The sequence below is a fragment of the Serratia nematodiphila DZ0503SBS1 genome, from assembly GCF_000738675.1.
In the GTDB taxonomy this organism is placed as follows: domain Bacteria; phylum Pseudomonadota; class Gammaproteobacteria; order Enterobacterales; family Enterobacteriaceae; genus Serratia; species Serratia nematodiphila.
This window is the reverse complement of sequence record NZ_JPUX01000001.1, coordinates 2,014,005-2,029,649: the sequence shown is the minus strand read 5'-3', so window position 1 is coordinate 2,029,649 and position 15,645 is coordinate 2,014,005. Positions and strand designations below refer to the sequence as shown.

13 protein-coding genes are annotated in these 15,645 nt (G+C 58.6%); 4 read left to right on the top strand and 9 right to left on the bottom strand.

Annotated features, from left to right (window positions below; genetic code table 11):
• Positions 1-17: 17 nt before the first annotated feature.
• From bamA to rpsB, 9 genes are all read right to left on the bottom strand, one after another.
• Positions 18-2,444 carry an outer membrane protein assembly factor BamA gene (bamA, locus tag JL05_RS09255; protein WP_004931955.1) on the bottom strand — a complete coding sequence of 809 codons (2,427 nt, stop codon included), beginning with the start codon at positions 2,442-2,444 and terminating at the stop codon, positions 18-20.
• A gap of 35 nt (positions 2,445-2,479) precedes the next feature.
• Positions 2,480-3,835: a sigma E protease regulator RseP gene (gene rseP, locus JL05_RS09250; protein WP_004931952.1), complete on the bottom strand. Its 1,356-nt coding sequence runs from the start codon at positions 3,833-3,835 to the stop codon at positions 2,480-2,482.
• 27 nt (positions 3,836-3,862) lie between these two features.
• On the bottom strand, positions 3,863-4,705 hold the full coding sequence (gene cdsA, locus JL05_RS09245) for a phosphatidate cytidylyltransferase (protein ID WP_004931949.1): 843 nt from the start codon (positions 4,703-4,705) through the stop codon (positions 3,863-3,865).
• Positions 4,706-4,714: 9 nt separating this feature from the next.
• A complete protein-coding gene (ispU, locus tag JL05_RS09240; protein WP_033632249.1) occupies positions 4,715-5,473 on the bottom strand; it encodes a (2E,6E)-farnesyl-diphosphate-specific ditrans,polycis-undecaprenyl-diphosphate synthase in 759 nt (252 codons plus the stop codon).
• 277 nt (positions 5,474-5,750) lie between these two features.
• The gene (gene ispC, locus JL05_RS09235) at positions 5,751-6,947 is read right to left on the bottom strand and encodes a 1-deoxy-D-xylulose-5-phosphate reductoisomerase (RefSeq protein WP_033632248.1); all 1,197 of its coding nucleotides are present in this window, start codon (positions 6,945-6,947) and stop codon (positions 5,751-5,753) included.
• A 157-nt stretch (positions 6,948-7,104) separates the two neighbouring features.
• On the bottom strand, positions 7,105-7,662 hold the full coding sequence (frr, locus tag JL05_RS09230; RefSeq protein ID WP_004931943.1) for a ribosome recycling factor: 558 nt from the start codon (positions 7,660-7,662) through the stop codon (positions 7,105-7,107).
• Between the two features lie 118 nt (positions 7,663-7,780).
• Complete coding sequence (gene pyrH, locus JL05_RS09225) at positions 7,781-8,506, bottom strand: UMP kinase (RefSeq protein WP_004931940.1); 726 nt, start codon at positions 8,504-8,506, stop codon at positions 7,781-7,783.
• A gap of 148 nt (positions 8,507-8,654) precedes the next feature.
• A complete protein-coding gene (tsf, locus tag JL05_RS09220) occupies positions 8,655-9,506 on the bottom strand; it encodes a translation elongation factor Ts (protein ID WP_033632247.1) in 852 nt (283 codons plus the stop codon).
• 129 nt (positions 9,507-9,635) lie between these two features.
• Positions 9,636-10,361 (bottom strand): 30S ribosomal protein S2, encoded by a 726-nt coding sequence (gene rpsB, locus JL05_RS09215; RefSeq protein ID WP_004931937.1) that lies wholly within the window; start codon positions 10,359-10,361, stop codon positions 9,636-9,638.
• Positions 10,362-10,706: 345 nt separating this feature from the next.
• Between rpsB and map the strand changes: the two genes are divergently transcribed.
• From map to JL05_RS09195, 4 genes are all read left to right on the top strand, one after another.
• On the top strand, positions 10,707-11,501 hold the full coding sequence (gene map, locus JL05_RS09210) for a type I methionyl aminopeptidase (RefSeq protein ID WP_004931936.1): 795 nt from the start codon (positions 10,707-10,709) through the stop codon (positions 11,499-11,501).
• Between the two features lie 73 nt (positions 11,502-11,574).
• On the top strand, positions 11,575-14,229 hold the full coding sequence (gene glnD, locus JL05_RS09205) for a bifunctional uridylyltransferase/uridylyl-removing protein GlnD (protein WP_033632246.1): 2,655 nt from the start codon (positions 11,575-11,577) through the stop codon (positions 14,227-14,229).
• A gap of 42 nt (positions 14,230-14,271) precedes the next feature.
• On the top strand, positions 14,272-15,096 hold the full coding sequence (gene dapD / locus JL05_RS09200) for a 2,3,4,5-tetrahydropyridine-2,6-dicarboxylate N-succinyltransferase (protein WP_004931932.1): 825 nt from the start codon (positions 14,272-14,274) through the stop codon (positions 15,094-15,096).
• A gap of 129 nt (positions 15,097-15,225) precedes the next feature.
• Positions 15,226-15,615, top strand: coding sequence for a DUF3461 family protein (locus tag JL05_RS09195; RefSeq protein WP_004931929.1), 390 nt, complete (start codon positions 15,226-15,228; stop codon positions 15,613-15,615).
• Positions 15,616-15,645 lie beyond the last annotated feature (30 nt).

Sequence of the window (15,645 nt, the reverse complement as noted above, 5' to 3'; positions counted from 1 at the left end):
CCCAGAGGCGAGACCCGTTACCAGGTCTTACCGATGTTAAACTGGAACTGTTCGGACTTGTCGCCTTCGTATTTCTTGATCGGGTTGGCGTAAGAGAACACCAATGGCCCCAATGGCGACATCCACTGCAGCGCGATACCGGCGGAAGAACGAATATTGCTGGCCTTGCTGTAGTCCGGCACGCCGTACATCAGCGTTTCGTCGGTATTCTTCCACTTGGTATCCCACACGGTACCGGCATCGATGAACAGCGAGGTCCGCACCGAGTTGGCGTATTTCTCGCTGATGAACGGCGTCGGGGTGATCAGCTCCAGGCTGGCGACCGCCATGGCGTTACCGCCCACCGCGTCATCCGAGCTACAGATGCTCTGACGCGAGGTCGTGCTGCCGGCGTTGAACTGACACTGGTACGAGTTGGAGTTGTAGTACACCGCCTTCGGACCAATGGTGTTGGACTGGAAGCCGCGCACGGTGCTCGAACCACCGGCGTAGAAGTTCTCGTAGAACGGCATTTCCTTGCCGCCCAACCCATCCGCGTACCCCAGACGGCCACGGCCCAACAGCACCCAGGTGCGATCGTCGTTGATCGGCACGTACTGTACGCTGTCCAACGTCACCTTGTAGTATTCGTTGTCCGAGCCCGGAATGGTGACCTTGCCGTTCAACGTGGTGCGGTTACCCGAGGTCGGGAAGTAGCCGCGGTCCAGGTTGTTGTAGGTCCAGCCCAGGTTCAGCGTAAAGTCGTCGGTCGAGTAGCTGGCGCGGTCGGTTTTATTCGCATCCACGCCCATCGAGTCGAGGTAACGCCACATGGCGATCTGCGGCTGCATGTTCGACAGGCCGTTGTGGACGTAGCCCAGGCCGGTACGCAACGAGTTGTTTTCGTTGATCGGGAAGCCCAGCGTGCCGTCGATACCGTAACTCTTGTTGGTATAGTCCGACAGATCCGCGTCATCCGCCTTAAAGTCGTTGTAGAAGATGCGGCCGCCCAGGCTCACACCGTCAACGGTGAAGTACGGGTTGGTGACCGACAGTTCGGTATAGGTCTGATAGTCGTTCTTGGTGCCGCTGATGCCGACCGAGTACCCGGTCCCCAACCAGTTATCCTGCTGCACGCCCGCCTGGAAGCTGACGCCGCTCTCGGTGCCGTAACCGACGCCGAAGTTGAAGGTACCGGTGTTGCGTTCTTTCACCTTGTAGGTCACATCGACCTGATCGGCGGTGCCCGGCACGCGCTGGGTTTCCACGTCAACCGTTTCGAAGTAGCCCAGACGGTTCAGACGCTCTTTGCCCTGCTCGACCTGCTCGTTGCCGAGCCAGGCGCCTTCCATCTGGCGCATTTCGCGACGCAGTACGGAATCCTTGCTGGTGTCGTTGCCTTCGAACTTGATGCGACGCACGTAGAAGCGGTTGCCCGCGTCAACGTTGACGTGCAGTTTGACGGTTTTATCCGCGTCGTTGATCTCAGGCTGAGTGCCAACGCGCGGGTAGGCGTAACCATAACGGCCCAACATCGTTTTGATGTTGTCTTCCATTTTGGTCACCTTGCTGCCGTTGTACAGCTCGCCTGGCTCGATTTTGGTGATCTGAGCGACTTCCGCCGAGTGGCCGGCCAGATTGCCGTTCACGACAACATCGGAAAGCTTGTACTGCTCGCCTTCGGTGATGTTGATGGTGATGTAGATGCCTTTTTTATCCGGCGTCAGGCTCACCTGGGTAGAATCGATGTTGAAGCGAGCATAGCCGCGATCCAGATAGAAGCTGCGCAGGGTTTCGAGATCGCCCGCCAGTTTTTGCTTCTGGTATTTGCGATCGCCGACCAGGTTCCACCATGGCACTTCGTCACGCAGTTGGAAGCGTGAGATCAGTTCGTCGTTGGTGAAGGCATGGTTGCCGACGATGTTGATTTGTTGAATCTTGGCGGAGACCCCTTCCGTGAACACCAGCTTCAGGTCGACACGGTTGCGCGGCAACGGCGTGACTACGGCTTTCACCGAGGCGCTGTATTTACCGACGCTGTAGTAGAAGTCTTCCAGCCCTTTTTCAATGCTGGAGATCGTGGTGCGGTCGAGCGCCTCGCCCACCCGGACGCCGGAGGCTTCCAGGTTCTGCTTGAGCATGTCATCCTTCACCGACTTGTTGCCGGAGAAAGTGATGCTGGCGATGGTAGGACGTTCCTTCACCTGAACGATCAAGGTATTACCATCGCGCAGCACGCGCACGTCCTCGAAGTTGCCGGTGGCAAACAAGGCACGGATGGTATTACTGATGTCATCGTCAGTGACGGTATCGCCGACGCGAACCGGCATGTTGAGTAACGCCGCACCGACGGCGACTCGCTGCAGGCCTTCGAAATGAATGTCTTTCACTACGAACCCGTCTGCACCGTATACGGTGGCGCTGCCAAACAGCAGCGACGCTATGAGCAACTTTTTCATCGCCATCGTTGTTATGCGTTCTTCCTAACCTATCCCCGCCCCTAGAGGCGGGAAAAATCATTGAAAAGTGCAAGACCCATCAACAACACCAGCACGATCGAACCTATGCGGTAGCTGTAGTCCTGTACTCGCTCGGAAACCGGCCCACCCTTCAGCTTTTCTATCGCCAGGAAGAGGAGATGCCCACCATCTAACACCGGTAATGGGAACAGGTTGATGATACCCAGGTTGACGCTAATCAACGCCAGGAACATCAGATAATACACGAACCCGACTCCGGCTGACGCCCCAGCTCCCTGTGCAATCGAGATCGGGCCACTCAGGTTGTTCAGCTTTACATCACCGGTTATTAATTTGCCCAGCATGTTGACCGTCAGCCGCATCAGCTGCCAGGTCTTGTCGCCGGCCTGATACAGCGCCGGGAACGGTCCATACTGGCGAATCGTTTTATACTCGTCCGGCAGCGGCAGCACTTTTGGAATGATGCCTGCAAACCCCACCGATTTGTCTTTTCCCACCGGCTTTGTATCCGGTATCAGCGTCAAAGACAAGGGGGCGCCGTTTCTTTCAATCTCCAAAGCCAGCGGTTGCCCCGGGCCATCGTGGATACGCTTCACCAGCGTCTGCCAACGACCCAACGGCTGACCATCGACTTTAACGATCCTGTCCCCCGCTTGTAAACCCGCCTTTTGCGCCGCCGAGTTAGGCTGTACTTCCGCCAACACGGATTCGATCTGCGGGCCGCGCGGCATAATGCCCAGCGCGACAACGGGATCCTGCTTGTCCGGTTCAAAGTTCCACTGGCGCAAATCCAGGGTTTTGGTCACCACCTGCGAAGAACCGAACGGCGCGACGCCGACTTCGGTTTGCGCATCGCCAATCTTCGCCACCAGCGCCAGACGAACTGACTCCCAATCAGGCGTTTCGATGCCGTCAACCGACTTTAGTTCCATGCCAGACGAAATTTCGGCCTTGGCGGCGATGGATTGCGGCGCGATTTCGCCGATCACCGGGCGGAAACTCGGCACGCCGATGATGAACACCAGCCAATAGGCAAGGATAGCAAACAGGAAGTTGGCGATGGGGCCGGCGCTGATGATGGCCGCGCGCTGCCAGACGGTTTTGTTGTTAAAGGCCTGATGGCGCATTTCCGGCGCCACCGACTCCACGCGCTCGTCCAGCATCTTCACGTAGCCACCGAGCGGAATCAAAGCGATGACGTACTCGGTGCCCTGGCGATCGGTGCGGCGCCACAGCGCCCGGCCGAAGCCGATGGAGAAGCGTTCAACGCGCACGCCGCAACGACGGGCAACCCAAAAGTGTCCGAACTCGTGCACGGTAATCAAAATACCGAGCGCAATCAGAAACGCCACCAGGTTCCAAAGCACGCTGACCATCATCCCTCACTTTCCGTCATTGACGGATTAAAACACCAACAGCATCAGGCAGGCAAACACCGGCACCGCCGCGGTCAGGCTGTCGATACGATCCAGTATGCCGCCGTGGCCGGGAATCAAATGACCGCTGTCCTTGATGCCCGCTTCGCGTTTGAACATGCTTTCGGTCAAATCGCCCAGCACCGAAGCCAGCGCGGCGATCACCGAACAGGCCAACAGCGTGGTCGGCACCACGTTCAGCGGCGCGTAGCGGCCGAACAGCCAGGAAATGACCGCCGATGTCAGCAGCCCGCCGATCAACCCTTCCCAGGTTTTACCCGGCGAGACCTTCGGCGCCAGCTTATGCTTGCCGAACAGCTTGCCGAACATATAGGCACCGGAATCCGCGCCCCACACCAGCAGCATCACGTACAGCAGCCACCAGGCGCCGGTAAACGGGTTTTGCTCATAGCCGAACTGGCGCAGCGCCAGCATGCCCCAGAAGAACGGCACGATGGTCAGCAGGCCAAACAGCAGGCGCAGCGGGCGCGAATTGCGCCAGATGGCGGCCGAGCCGGGGTAAAACAGCACCAGCAGCAGCGCCGCCAGCCACCAGGCCAGCGATAGCCACAGCGAGCCGCTTACCTGCGGCACGGATTGATGGTAGGCGGGAACGCTGAGCATCATCAGCGCCAGCAGAAAACCGCACAGTATCGCCAGCCAGATGCGCTGCGAACGGGAGGTAAAACCGGCCAGTTGGCCCCACTCCCAGGCTGCTAACATGCACACGACGAGCGTTACCAGAGCAAAGGCCAGCGGCGGCAACAGGAACAGCGCCGCGATAACGATCGGGATTAAAATCAGAGCAGTTATGAGGCGATACTTCAGCAAAAGTTCTCCCTAGGACGCATCGGCGCCGATAGGTGTTGTTCCCCCGAAGCGGCGCTCACGTTGTGCAAATGCATTCAGCGCACCTTCAAAGACAAGTTCATCGAAATCAGGCCAGAGCACATCAGTAAAGTAAAGTTCAGCATAGGCGATTTGCCACAGCAGGAAGTTACTGATGCGATGCTCGCCACCGGTGCGGATAACCAGATCCACCGGCGCCAGGTCGCTCATGCAAACCCGTTCGCTCAATAATTCCTCGCTGATCTGATCCGGGTGCAACTCCCCGCCCCGTACCTGCTCGGCCAGTTCCCTTACTCCCTGAATGATATCCCAACGGCCGCCGTAGTTGGCAGCGATATTGAGCGTCAGGCCATCGTTATTTTCCGTCAGTGTTTCAGAGCGGCGGATCCGCTCCTGCAAACGCGCGCTGAACCGGCTGATATCGCCGATTACCCGCAACCTGACGTTATGTTTATGCAGGCTTTTTACTTCACTATCCAAAGCGCGGACAAAAAGCTCCATCAGGGCGGATACTTCCTGCACCGGACGGTTCCAGTTTTCGCTGCTGAAGGCATAAAGCGTGAGTGCATCTAAATGGTGGCTGGCGGCAAAACTGACCGCGCGGCGAACCGATTTCACCCCTGCTTTATGACCGAAGACACGTAACTTGCCCTGACGTTTGGCCCAGCGTCCGTTACCGTCCATGATAATGGCGACATGGCGCGGCCCCGGGGAAGATGGATTAGCCTCTTGTTGGTTTGCGGACGACATAACTCGTACTTATTTCCTCAATAGAAATATAACTGCCTTTCCGGAACATCAGACCCTTACGCGCAAAAAAAGCCGTGTGCCCGACACGGCTTTCAGCCTGCCCTCGCGATACCCGACGCAGCCGGGTCGCCATTGGCGCACAAGGCGCCAATCGAGCCATAATTCAACGGTATAACCGCTGACAGGTGGCGCAGACTATACCACCTCAGCGGGGCATGAACAAACGGCCCCGCGGCGGCACGCGCGAATTACGAGCAAAATCGGATAATCGCCGTGATCAGCCGCACAACGCGCGAACGCGTTCCTCGGCGGCGGCGCGCGCCTGGCGGTCAATGTCTAAGACCGCTTCGATGCAGGTCGGTTCCTGCAGCGCGAGACGCTCCACCACCTGGCGGTTGACCGCCGCAATGTCGGTGAAACGAATCTGCTGCTGCAAAAATGCCGCCACGGCGATTTCATTGGCCGCGTTCAGCGCGGTGGTCGCCGCCTGGCCGGCCTCGAACGCTTCGATCGCCAAATACAGGCAAGGATAACGCTCGCGTTCCGGTTCAGCGAAGGTCAGCGAACCGATGCGGCAGAAGTCCAGCGCTTCCACGCCGGAGTTCACGCGCTGCGGATACGCCATCGCGTGGGCGATCGGCGTGCGCATATCCGGCGTACCCAGCTGCGCCAGCACGCTGCCGTCGGCATAGCGCACCATCGAGTGAATCACCGACTGCGGGTGCAGGATCACTTCCATTTGCTCGGCCGAGGCGTTAAACAGCCAGCGGGCCTCAATGTATTCCAGACCTTTGTTCATCATGGTGGCGGAATCCACCGAGATCTTGCGCCCCATCGACCAGTTCGGGTGGGCGCAGGCTTGATCCGGCGTCATCGCGGCGAACTGTTCCAGCGGCGTGGTGCGGAACGGGCCGCCGGAGCCGGTAAGTACGATGCGCGAAACACCATGACTGTCCAGTAAAGAGTATCCCAACTGGCGCTGAATACTCTCAGGCAAACTCTGAAAAATCGCGTTGTGCTCGCTGTCGAGCGGCAGCAGTTGCGCCTGGCTTTGCCGCACCGCGTCCATAAACAGGCGGCCGCAGGTGACCAGCGACTCTTTGTTGGCCAGCAGCACCTGCTTGCCTGCGCGGATCGCCGCCAGCGTCGGCAACAGCCCCGCAGCGCCAACGATAGCCGCCGTCACTTGATCGACGTCGTCCAAAGCCGCCAGTTCGCAGGCCGCTTGCTCCCCGGCCAATACCTCGGTAGCGACGCCGTTTTCCGCCAGAATGGCGCGCAGCTCGCGGGCGGCGCTTTCATCCGCCATCGCGGCGAAGGCGGGCCGGAATTCGATGCATTGCTGCGCCATAACCGCGACGTTGCGGCCGGCCACCAGCGCTTTGATCGCAAAACGCTCGGGATTCGCCCTGACCACGGCCAGGGTGCTGGTCCCTACCGAGCCGGTCGAGCCAAGAATGGTCAGTTGCTTCATGAGTTCACTCTGAATAACTGTCTGATGAGATCGGAGGTGCTCCAGTGTGGAACCTTGGACAGCGCTTGTCCATGATCTTTCAGTACGATGAAACGGGATCTGCGCCACAAAAAACAAAGCGCCGCCCAGGCGACGCTTTTTTTCTGCGCGATGCTGATTAGAAATCCATCAGCTCTTTTTCTTTCTCCGCCAACGCGGCGTCGACCAGCTTGATGTAAGCGTCGGTCATTTTCTGAATCTCGTCTTGTGAACGACGTTCTTCGTCTTCGCTGATCTCTTTGTCTTTCAGCAGCGCCTTGACCTTGTCGTTGGCGTCGCGACGCACGTTACGCACCGCTACGCGGCCCTGCTCGGCTTCGCCGCGTACGATCTTGATCAGATCCTTACGGCGTTCTTCGGTCAGCGGAGGCAGCGGAACGCGAATGTCAGAACCGGCGGAAGACGGGTTAAGGCCCAGATCGGAGCTCATGATCGCTTTCTCAACGGCCTGGCTCAGGCTGCGGTCGAACACGTTGATTTTCAGCGTGCGGGAGTCTTCCACGGTCACGTTGGCCAGTTGACGCAGCGGCGTAGCGGCACCGTAGTATTCCACCATGATGCCGTCCAGAATGCTTGGCGAAGCGCGGCCGGTGCGGATCTTGCTGATTTGGTTTTTGAATGCTTCTACGCTTTTTTCCATGCGTGAATCAGCATCTTTTCTGATTTCATTAGTCACGTTGCAAACCCTTGGAAGCTGGTTACTTGGCAGGCGATACTCAAGTATAGCCCGTAATCGTACTCGGAGAGCGCGCGGCGCCGGGCGTCACGCGCTCCGAAAAGGGGTGTGAACAGCCTTATTTGCTGATCAGCGTACCTTCGTTCTCACCCATCACCACGCGGCGCAGCGCGCCAGGCTTGTTCATGTTGAACACGCGGATCGGCAGACCGTGATCGCGAGCCAGCGTAAACGCCGCCAGATCCATCACTTTCAGCTCGCGCTCCAGCACGTCCTGATAGGTTAATTGTTCATACAGAGTCGCATCCGGGTTTTTCACCGGATCGGCGGAGTAGACGCCATCCACTTTGGTGGCTTTCAGCACCACGTCCGCTTCGATCTCGATGCCGCGCAGGCAAGCGGCGGAATCGGTGGTGAAGAACGGGTTGCCGGTACCGGCGGAGAAGATCACCACGCGGTTGTTGCGCAGCAGGCTGATCGCCTCTGCCCAGCTGTAATTGTCACACACGCCGTTCAGCGGGATCGCCGACATCAGGCGGGCGTTCACATAGGCACGGTGCAGTGCATCACGCATAGCCAGGCCGTTCATCACGGTAGCCAGCATTCCCATGTGGTCGCCCACTACGCGGTTCATGCCGGCTTGCGCCAGGCCCGCGCCGCGGAACAGGTTCCCGCCGCCAATAACTACACCGACCTGAATTCCCAGTTCGACCAGCTCTTTCACTTCCTGAGCCATGCGATCCAAAACGCTGGCGTCGATACCAAAACCTTCTGCACCTTGCAGGGCTTCGCCACTCAGTTTAAGCAGAATACGCTGATATACGGGTTTTGCATTGGTTGCCATGGTGTTCTGTCCTAAGAAGCAGTATTAGTATTGGGGATTTCAGCCGATGAAACGCGCCTGAGGTGAGTATCACGCTGCAGGGCTTGCCACCGGTGTAATTCTGGCTGGATAGTATGGAACCGCCAGACGGCGGTTCCATCGACAGTCATTAAGACTGTTTGCTCATCGCGGCAACTTCAGCAGCGAAGTCGGTTTCGACTTTCTCGATGCCTTCGCCCACTTCGAAGCGAATGAAGTTGGTCACGTCAGCGTTGTGCTCTTTCAGCACCTGAGCAACGGATTTGCTCGGATCCATAACGAAAGGCTGACCGGTCAGAGAAACTTCGCCGGTGAATTTCTTCATGCGGCCTTCAACCATTTTCTCTGCGATTTCTTTCGGCTTGCCGGACTGCATGGCGATGTCCAGCTGAACCTGGTACTCTTTTTCTACCACTTCAGCAGACACGTCTTCTGGCTTCACGAACTCTGGCTTGCTCGCCGCAATGTGCATTGCGATTTGCTTAACCAGCTCTTCGTCAGCGCCTTTAGCCGCAACCAGAACGCCGATACGCGCGCCGTGCAGGTAGCTGCCCAGCACTTCGCCTTCCAGGGAAGCAACGCGACGAATGTTGATGTTTTCGCCGATTTTTGCCACCAGCGCTACGCGCTCTTCTTCGAACTGCGCTTTCAGCACGTCAACGTCAGTGATTTTGCCAGCAACAGCGGCATCCAGCACTTTGTCGGCGAACGCCTGGAAACCGGCGTCTTTTGCTACGAAGTCAGTCTGGCAGTTAACTTCCAGAATGATGCCGTAGTTGCCTTCGATCTTGGTTTTGATCACGCCGTCAGCAGCCACGTTGCCTGCTTTTTTAGCGGCTTTGATCGCACCGGACTTACGCATGTTTTCGATTGCCAGTTCGATGTCGCCGTTGGATTCAACCAGCGCTTTCTTGCAATCCATCATGCCAGCGCCGGTACGCTCGCGCAGTTCTTTTACCAGGGCAGCGGTAATATCAGCCATTTCTTTTTCCTCGGTTATCTCGCGTGGAGACAGTTCTCATTCAGATAAGCAAAGGGGGCCTTAACAGGCCCCCCTAACCAACATATGTCAATACCTGGTTAATAAGGGCTCAGTGACGAGCTTGCCTTATTATTCAGCTTCTACGAAGCCTTCTTCCGCCTGAACGGCCAGATCTTGAGAACGACCTTCACGCACAGCGGCAGCAACAGCAGTCAGGTACAGGTTTACTGCACGGATTGCGTCGTCGTTACCAGGGATGATGAAGTCAACGCCGTCTGGGTTGGAGTTGGTATCAACGATAGAGAATACCGGGATACCCAGGTTGTTGGCTTCTTTGATCGCGATGTGCTCGTGATCGGCATCGATAACGAACAGTGCGTCTGGCAGACCGCCCATATCTTTGATACCGCCCAGGGAGTTTTCCAGCTTGGCCAGTTCACGAGTGCGCATCAGCGCTTCTTTCTTGGTCAGCTTGTCCAGGGTGCCGTCTTGAGACTGGATTTCCAGATCTTTCAAACGCTTGATGGACTGACGAACGGTTTTCCAGTTAGTCAGCATACCGCCCAACCAGCGGTGGTTCACGAAGAACTGGTCACAGCTGTTCGCAGCGTCTTTTACCGCTTCGCTTGCTGCGCGCTTGGTACCAACGAACAGGATCTTGCCTTTACGGGAAGAGATCTTGGTCAGTTCAGCCAGAGCGGCGTTGAACATTGGTACGGTCTGCTCCAGGTTGATGATGTGAACCTTGTTACGAGCACCGAAGATGAAAGGCTTCATTTTCGGGTTCCAGTAACGGGTCTGGTGACCAAAGTGAACACCAGCCTTGAGCATGTCGCGCATGGAAACAGTTGCCATGATTAAACCTCTATAGATTAATTGGGGTTATGCCTCCACGTATCCCATAACGCCGACCCTGGCGGCGACAAGTCACCTCAGGGCACCCCGGCGGATGTGCCGATACGTGTGTGTTATTTACACAAAATGAGTGCAGTTAAAGTATTTTCGGCCGATTTCCGCCAGGTCACAAGAACCAAGTCGCGGATCGCCGGCGCGCTTTATACCATAAACCCGCCGCCGACACCAACTTTTGTTGCGTTTCGCCGGGCGTCAGGAAATGAAATTTGGCAGCCCCCGGCCGGGCTGATACCATAAGTCACTGCTTCTTATTGTCGACGATAACGACACCTGCGGACGAATTTCATGGCAATCTCAATTAAAACACCTGATGACATCCAAAAAATGCGCGTGGCCGGCCGCCTGGCCGCCGAAGTGCTGGAGATCATCGAGCCGCACGTCAAACCTGGCGTGACCACCGGCGAACTGGACCGTATCTGTCACGAGTACATCACCAACGAGCAGCAGGCCATCTCCGCCTGCCTCGGCTACCACGGCTTCCCGAAATCCGTGTGCATCTCGGTGAACGAAGTGGTGTGCCACGGCATCCCGAGCGACGACAAAACGCTGAAAGACGGCGACATCGTCAACATCGACGTGACCGTGATTAAAGACGGTTTCCACGGCGACACCTCGAAGATGTTCATCGTCGGCAAACCGACCATTCTGGGCGAACGCCTGTGCCGCGTCACTCAGGAAAGCCTGTATCTGGCGCTGAAGATGGTCAAACCGGGCATCCGTCTGCGCACCCTGGGCAAGGCCATCCAGCAATTCGTCGAGGCCGAGAAATTCTCCGTGGTGCGCGAGTACTGCGGCCACGGCATCGGCGAAGTGTTCCATGAAGAGCCGCAGGTATTGCACTATGACGCGGACGACGGCGGCGTGGTGCTGCAGGCGGGCATGGCCTTCACCATCGAACCGATGGTCAACGCCGGCGACTACCGCATCCGCACCATGAAAGACGGCTGGACGGTAAAAACCAAAGATCGCAGCTTGTCGGCGCAGTATGAGCATACTATTGTGGTCACTGATAACGGCTGCGAGATAATGACGTTGCGCAAGGATGACACCATCCCCAACATCATTACGCACGAGATGTAAGCACTGCGGCGCACGCCGCGTGCAGAATGTCACCAGGCCGGCTTATGCCGGCCTTTTTTATGGGCTGCGCACTATGTCTGACAATCTCCTTCAACCGGCCGTGCCGATGCCGCCCGCCTCTCCCAGCGTCTACGGCGACGACGAGCTCACCTGCCCGCTGCTGAAACAGCGGCTGGAGCATTTCCAGCTGTGGCTGGCGGCGGCGTTCGACGCCGGATCCAGCGCCGAAAGCCTGGTGGCAGCGCGCAGCGACTTCATCGATCGCCTGCTGCGCCGGCTGTGGACGTTCTACGGCTTTGAAGATATCCCGGAAACCGCGCTGGTGGCGGTCGGCGGCTACGGCCGCGGCGAGCTGCATCCGCTGTCGGATATCGACGTGCTGGTGCTCAGCCAGCGCCGGCTGACGGAGCAACAGTCGCAGCGGGTCGGCGAATTCATCACCCTGCTGTGGGATCTCAAGCTGGAAGTGGGCCACAGCGTGCGCACCCTGGAAGAGTGCCTGCTGGAAGGGCTGGCGGATCTGACCGTGGCCACCAACCTGATCGAATCGCGCATGATCTGCGGCGACGTTGCGCTGTTCCTGCAAATGCAGAAGCATATCTTCAGCGACGGCTTTTGGCCTTCGCCGCAGTTCTTCCACGCCAAGATCAGCGAGCAACAGGAGCGTCATCAGCGCTACCACGGCACCAGCTATAACCTGGAACCGGATATCAAAAGCAGCCCCGGCGGCCTGCGTGACATCCACACGCTGCTGTGGGTGGCGCGTCGCCACTTCGGCGCCACCTCGCTGGACGAAATGGTCGGCTTCGGTTTCCTCACCCAGGCCGAACGCAACGAGCTGAACGAATGCCAGAGCTTCCTGTGGCGCATCCGTTTCGCGCTGCATCTGGTGCTGCCGCGTTACGACAACCGTCTGCTGTTCGATCGTCAGCTCAGCGTGGCGCAGCTGCTGCGCTATGAAGGCGAAGGCAACGAGCCGGTCGAGCGCATGATGAAAGACTTCTACCGCATGACGCGCCGCGTCAGCGAGCTGAACCACATGCTGCTGCAGCTGTTCGACGAAGCCATCCTGGCGCTGGACGCCACCGAAAAACCGCGCCCGCTGAACGACGATTTCCAGCTGCGCGGCGATCTGATCGATCTGCGCGATGAAACGCTGTTCATCCGCGAGCCGCAAGCCATCATGCGCATGTTCTACCTGATGGTGCGCAACCGCGAGATCAAAGGCATTTACTCCACCACCGTGCGCCAGCTGCGCCACGCGCGCCGCCACCTGAAACAGCCGCTGTGCACCATCCCGGAAGCGCGCGATCTGTTTATGGCCATCCTGCGCCACCCCGGCGCGGTGTCGCGCGCGCTGGTGCCGATGCACCGTCACAGCGTGCTGTGGGCCTATATGCCGCAGTGGGGCAAGATCGTCGGGCAGATGCAGTTCGACCTGTTCCATGCCTATACCGTCGACGAACACACCATCCGCGTGCTGCAGAAGCTGGAGAGCTTCGCCGATCCGCAAACCCGGCCGCGCCATCCGCTGTGCGTGGAACTGTACCCGCGCCTGCCGCACCCGGAACTGCTGCTGCTGGCGGCCTTGTTCCACGATATCGCCAAAGGGCGCGGCGGCGATCACTCGATCCTCGGCGCGGAAGACGTGGTGGAGTTCGCCGAACTGCACGGCCTCAACTCGCGAGAAACCCAGCTGGTGGCCTGGCTGGTGCGCTGCCACCTGCTGATGTCGGTCACCGCGCAGCGCCGCGATATTCAGGATCCGACGGTGATCCAGCAGTTCAGCAGCGAAGTGCAGAGCGAAACCCGCCTGCGCTATCTGGTGTGCCTGACGGTGGCGGATATCTGCGCCACCAACGAAACCCTGTGGAACAGCTGGAAGCAGAGCCTGTTGCGCGAGCTGTATTTCGCCACCGAAAAACAGCTGCGCCGCGGCATGCAAAACAGCCCGGATCTGCGCGAACGCGTGCGCCACCATCGCCTGCAGGCGCTGGCGCTGCTGCGCATGGACAACATTGACGAAGAGGCGCTGCACCGCATCTGGAGCCGCTGCCGCGCCGATTACTTCCTGCGCCACTCGCCGAATCAGCTGGCCTGGCATGCCCGCCACCTGCTGGCCCACGACTCCACCCAGCCGCTGGTGCTGGTCAGCCGCCAGGCGACGCGCGGCGGCACCGAGATCTTCATCTGGAGCCCGGATCGCCCTTACCTGTTCGCCGCCGTCGCCGGAGAGATGGATCGCCGCAACCTGAGCGTGCACGACGCGCAGATCTTCACCAACCGCGACGGTATGGCGATGGACACCTTTATCGTGCTGGAGCCGGACGGCAGCCCGCTGGCGCAGGATCGCCACGCGGCGATCCGCCAGGCGCTGTTGCAGGCCATCACCCAGCGGGAGTACCAGCCGCCGCGCGTGCGCCGGCCGTCATCCAAGCTGCGCCACTTCAGCGTGCCGACCGAGGTCACCTTCCTGCCGACCCACACCGATCGCCGCAGCTACCTGGAGCTGACCGCGCTCGATCAACCCGGCCTGCTGGCGCGGGTGGGCGAAGTGTTCGCCGATCTGGGGCTGTCGCTGCACGGCGCGCGCATTTCCACCATCGGCGAGCGGGTCGAGGATTTGTTTATCCTGGCCGACGGCGAGCGGCGCGCGCTCGACCAAGAAACGCGCAGAAAGTTGGAGCAACGGTTGACAGAGGCCCTCACCCCAAACGATAAAATGTGATACAAGTAACTTTTTACCGACAACATCAGGAAAGAGAACAGCATGCAGCAATTACAGAACGTTATTGAAAGCGCCTTCGAACGCCGTGCGGACATCACTCCGGCGAACGTAGACACCGTAACGCGCGAAGCGGTAAACCAGGTGATCGGCCTGCTGGACAGCGGCGCCCTGCGCGTCGCCGAGAAGATCGACGGTCAATGGGTCACCCATCAGTGGCTGAAGAAAGCCGTGCTGCTCTCTTTCCGCATCAACGACAACAAGGTGATGGACGGCGCGGAAACCCGCTACTACGACAAAGTGCCGATGAAATTCGCCGACTACGACGAAGCGCGCTTCCAGAAGGAAGGTTTCCGCGTCGTGCCGCCGGCCACCGTGCGCCAGGGCGCGTTCATCGCGCGCAACACCGTGCTGATGCCGTCTTACGTTAACATCGGCGCCTACGTCGACGAAGGCACCATGGTCGACACCTGGGCGACCGTCGGTTCTTGCGCGCAGATCGGCAAAAACGTTCACCTGTCCGGCGGCGTCGGCATCGGCGGCGTGCTGGAGCCGCTGCAGGCCAACCCGACCATCATCGAAGACAACTGCTTTATCGGCGCGCGCTCCGAAGTGGTGGAAGGCGTGATCGTGGAAGAAGGTTCGGTGATTTCAATGGGCGTCTACCTCGGCCAGAGCACCCGCATCTATGACCGCGAGACCGGCGAAATCCATTACGGCCGCGTGCCGGCGGGTTCAGTGGTGGTTTCCGGCAACCTGCCGTCGAAAGACGGTTCTTACAGCCTGTACTGCGCGGTGATCGTCAAGAAGGTCGACGCCAAAACGCGCGGTAAAGTCGGCATTAATGAGTTATTGCGCACTATCGACTAAATTGAAATAGCGGGTGATTCACCCGCTATTTTTTTGTCTGCGTTTCGCTGGCAGTCACAGTCGCAGATCTCGCTTTCCGCCATAATCGCAGTCGTGGAATATAACGATCACATCTAAAGAGGGCGCAGTATGTACGATAACTTGAAGAGTTTGGGCATCAATCAACCGGAAGACGTCGATCGCTATAGCCTGCGTCAAGAGGCGAACAACGACATCCTCAAGATCTATTTCCGCAAGGACAAGGGCGAGTTCTTCGCCAAGAGCGTGAAGTTCAAGTATCCGCGCCAGCGTAAAACCGTGGTGGCGGACAACGCCGGCCAGGGCTACAAGGAAATTCACGAGATCAACCCGAACCTGCGTTACGTGATCGACGAGCTGGATCAGCTGTGCCAGCGCGATCAGGTGGAAGTGGATCTGAAGCGTAAAATCCTCGACGACCTGCGCCATCTCGAAGGCGTAGTGTCGCACAAGATTGCCGAGATCGAAGCCGATCTGGAAAAACTCACCCGCGGCAAATAATGCGGATCGGTTGACCCGCATCATCGCCAA

Excerpts from the sequence above, each read along its gene's own strand:
- bamA (WP_004931955.1), bottom strand. The coding sequence starts at position 2,444 with ATGGCGATGAAAAAGTTGCTCATAGCGTCGCTGCTGTTTGGCAGCGCC.
- rseP (WP_004931952.1), bottom strand. The coding sequence starts at position 3,835 with ATGGTCAGCGTGCTTTGGAACCTGGTGGCGTTTCTGATTGCGCTCGGT.
- ispU (WP_033632249.1), bottom strand. The coding sequence starts at position 5,473 with ATGTCGTCCGCAAACCAACAAGAGGCTAATCCATCTTCCCCGGGGCCG.
- ispC (WP_033632248.1), bottom strand. The coding sequence starts at position 6,947 with ATGAAGCAACTGACCATTCTTGGCTCGACCGGCTCGGTAGGGACCAGC.
- pyrH (WP_004931940.1), bottom strand. The coding sequence starts at position 8,506 with ATGGCAACCAATGCAAAACCCGTATATCAGCGTATTCTGCTTAAACTG.
- tsf (WP_033632247.1), bottom strand. The coding sequence starts at position 9,506 with ATGGCTGATATTACCGCTGCCCTGGTAAAAGAACTGCGCGAGCGTACC.
- rpsB (WP_004931937.1), bottom strand. The coding sequence starts at position 10,361 with ATGGCAACTGTTTCCATGCGCGACATGCTCAAGGCTGGTGTTCACTTT.
- map (WP_004931936.1), top strand. The coding sequence starts at position 10,707 with ATGGCAATCTCAATTAAAACACCTGATGACATCCAAAAAATGCGCGTG.
- glnD (WP_033632246.1), top strand. The coding sequence starts at position 11,575 with ATGTCTGACAATCTCCTTCAACCGGCCGTGCCGATGCCGCCCGCCTCT.
- dapD (WP_004931932.1), top strand. The coding sequence starts at position 14,272 with ATGCAGCAATTACAGAACGTTATTGAAAGCGCCTTCGAACGCCGTGCG.
- JL05_RS09195 (WP_004931929.1), top strand. The coding sequence starts at position 15,226 with ATGTACGATAACTTGAAGAGTTTGGGCATCAATCAACCGGAAGACGTC.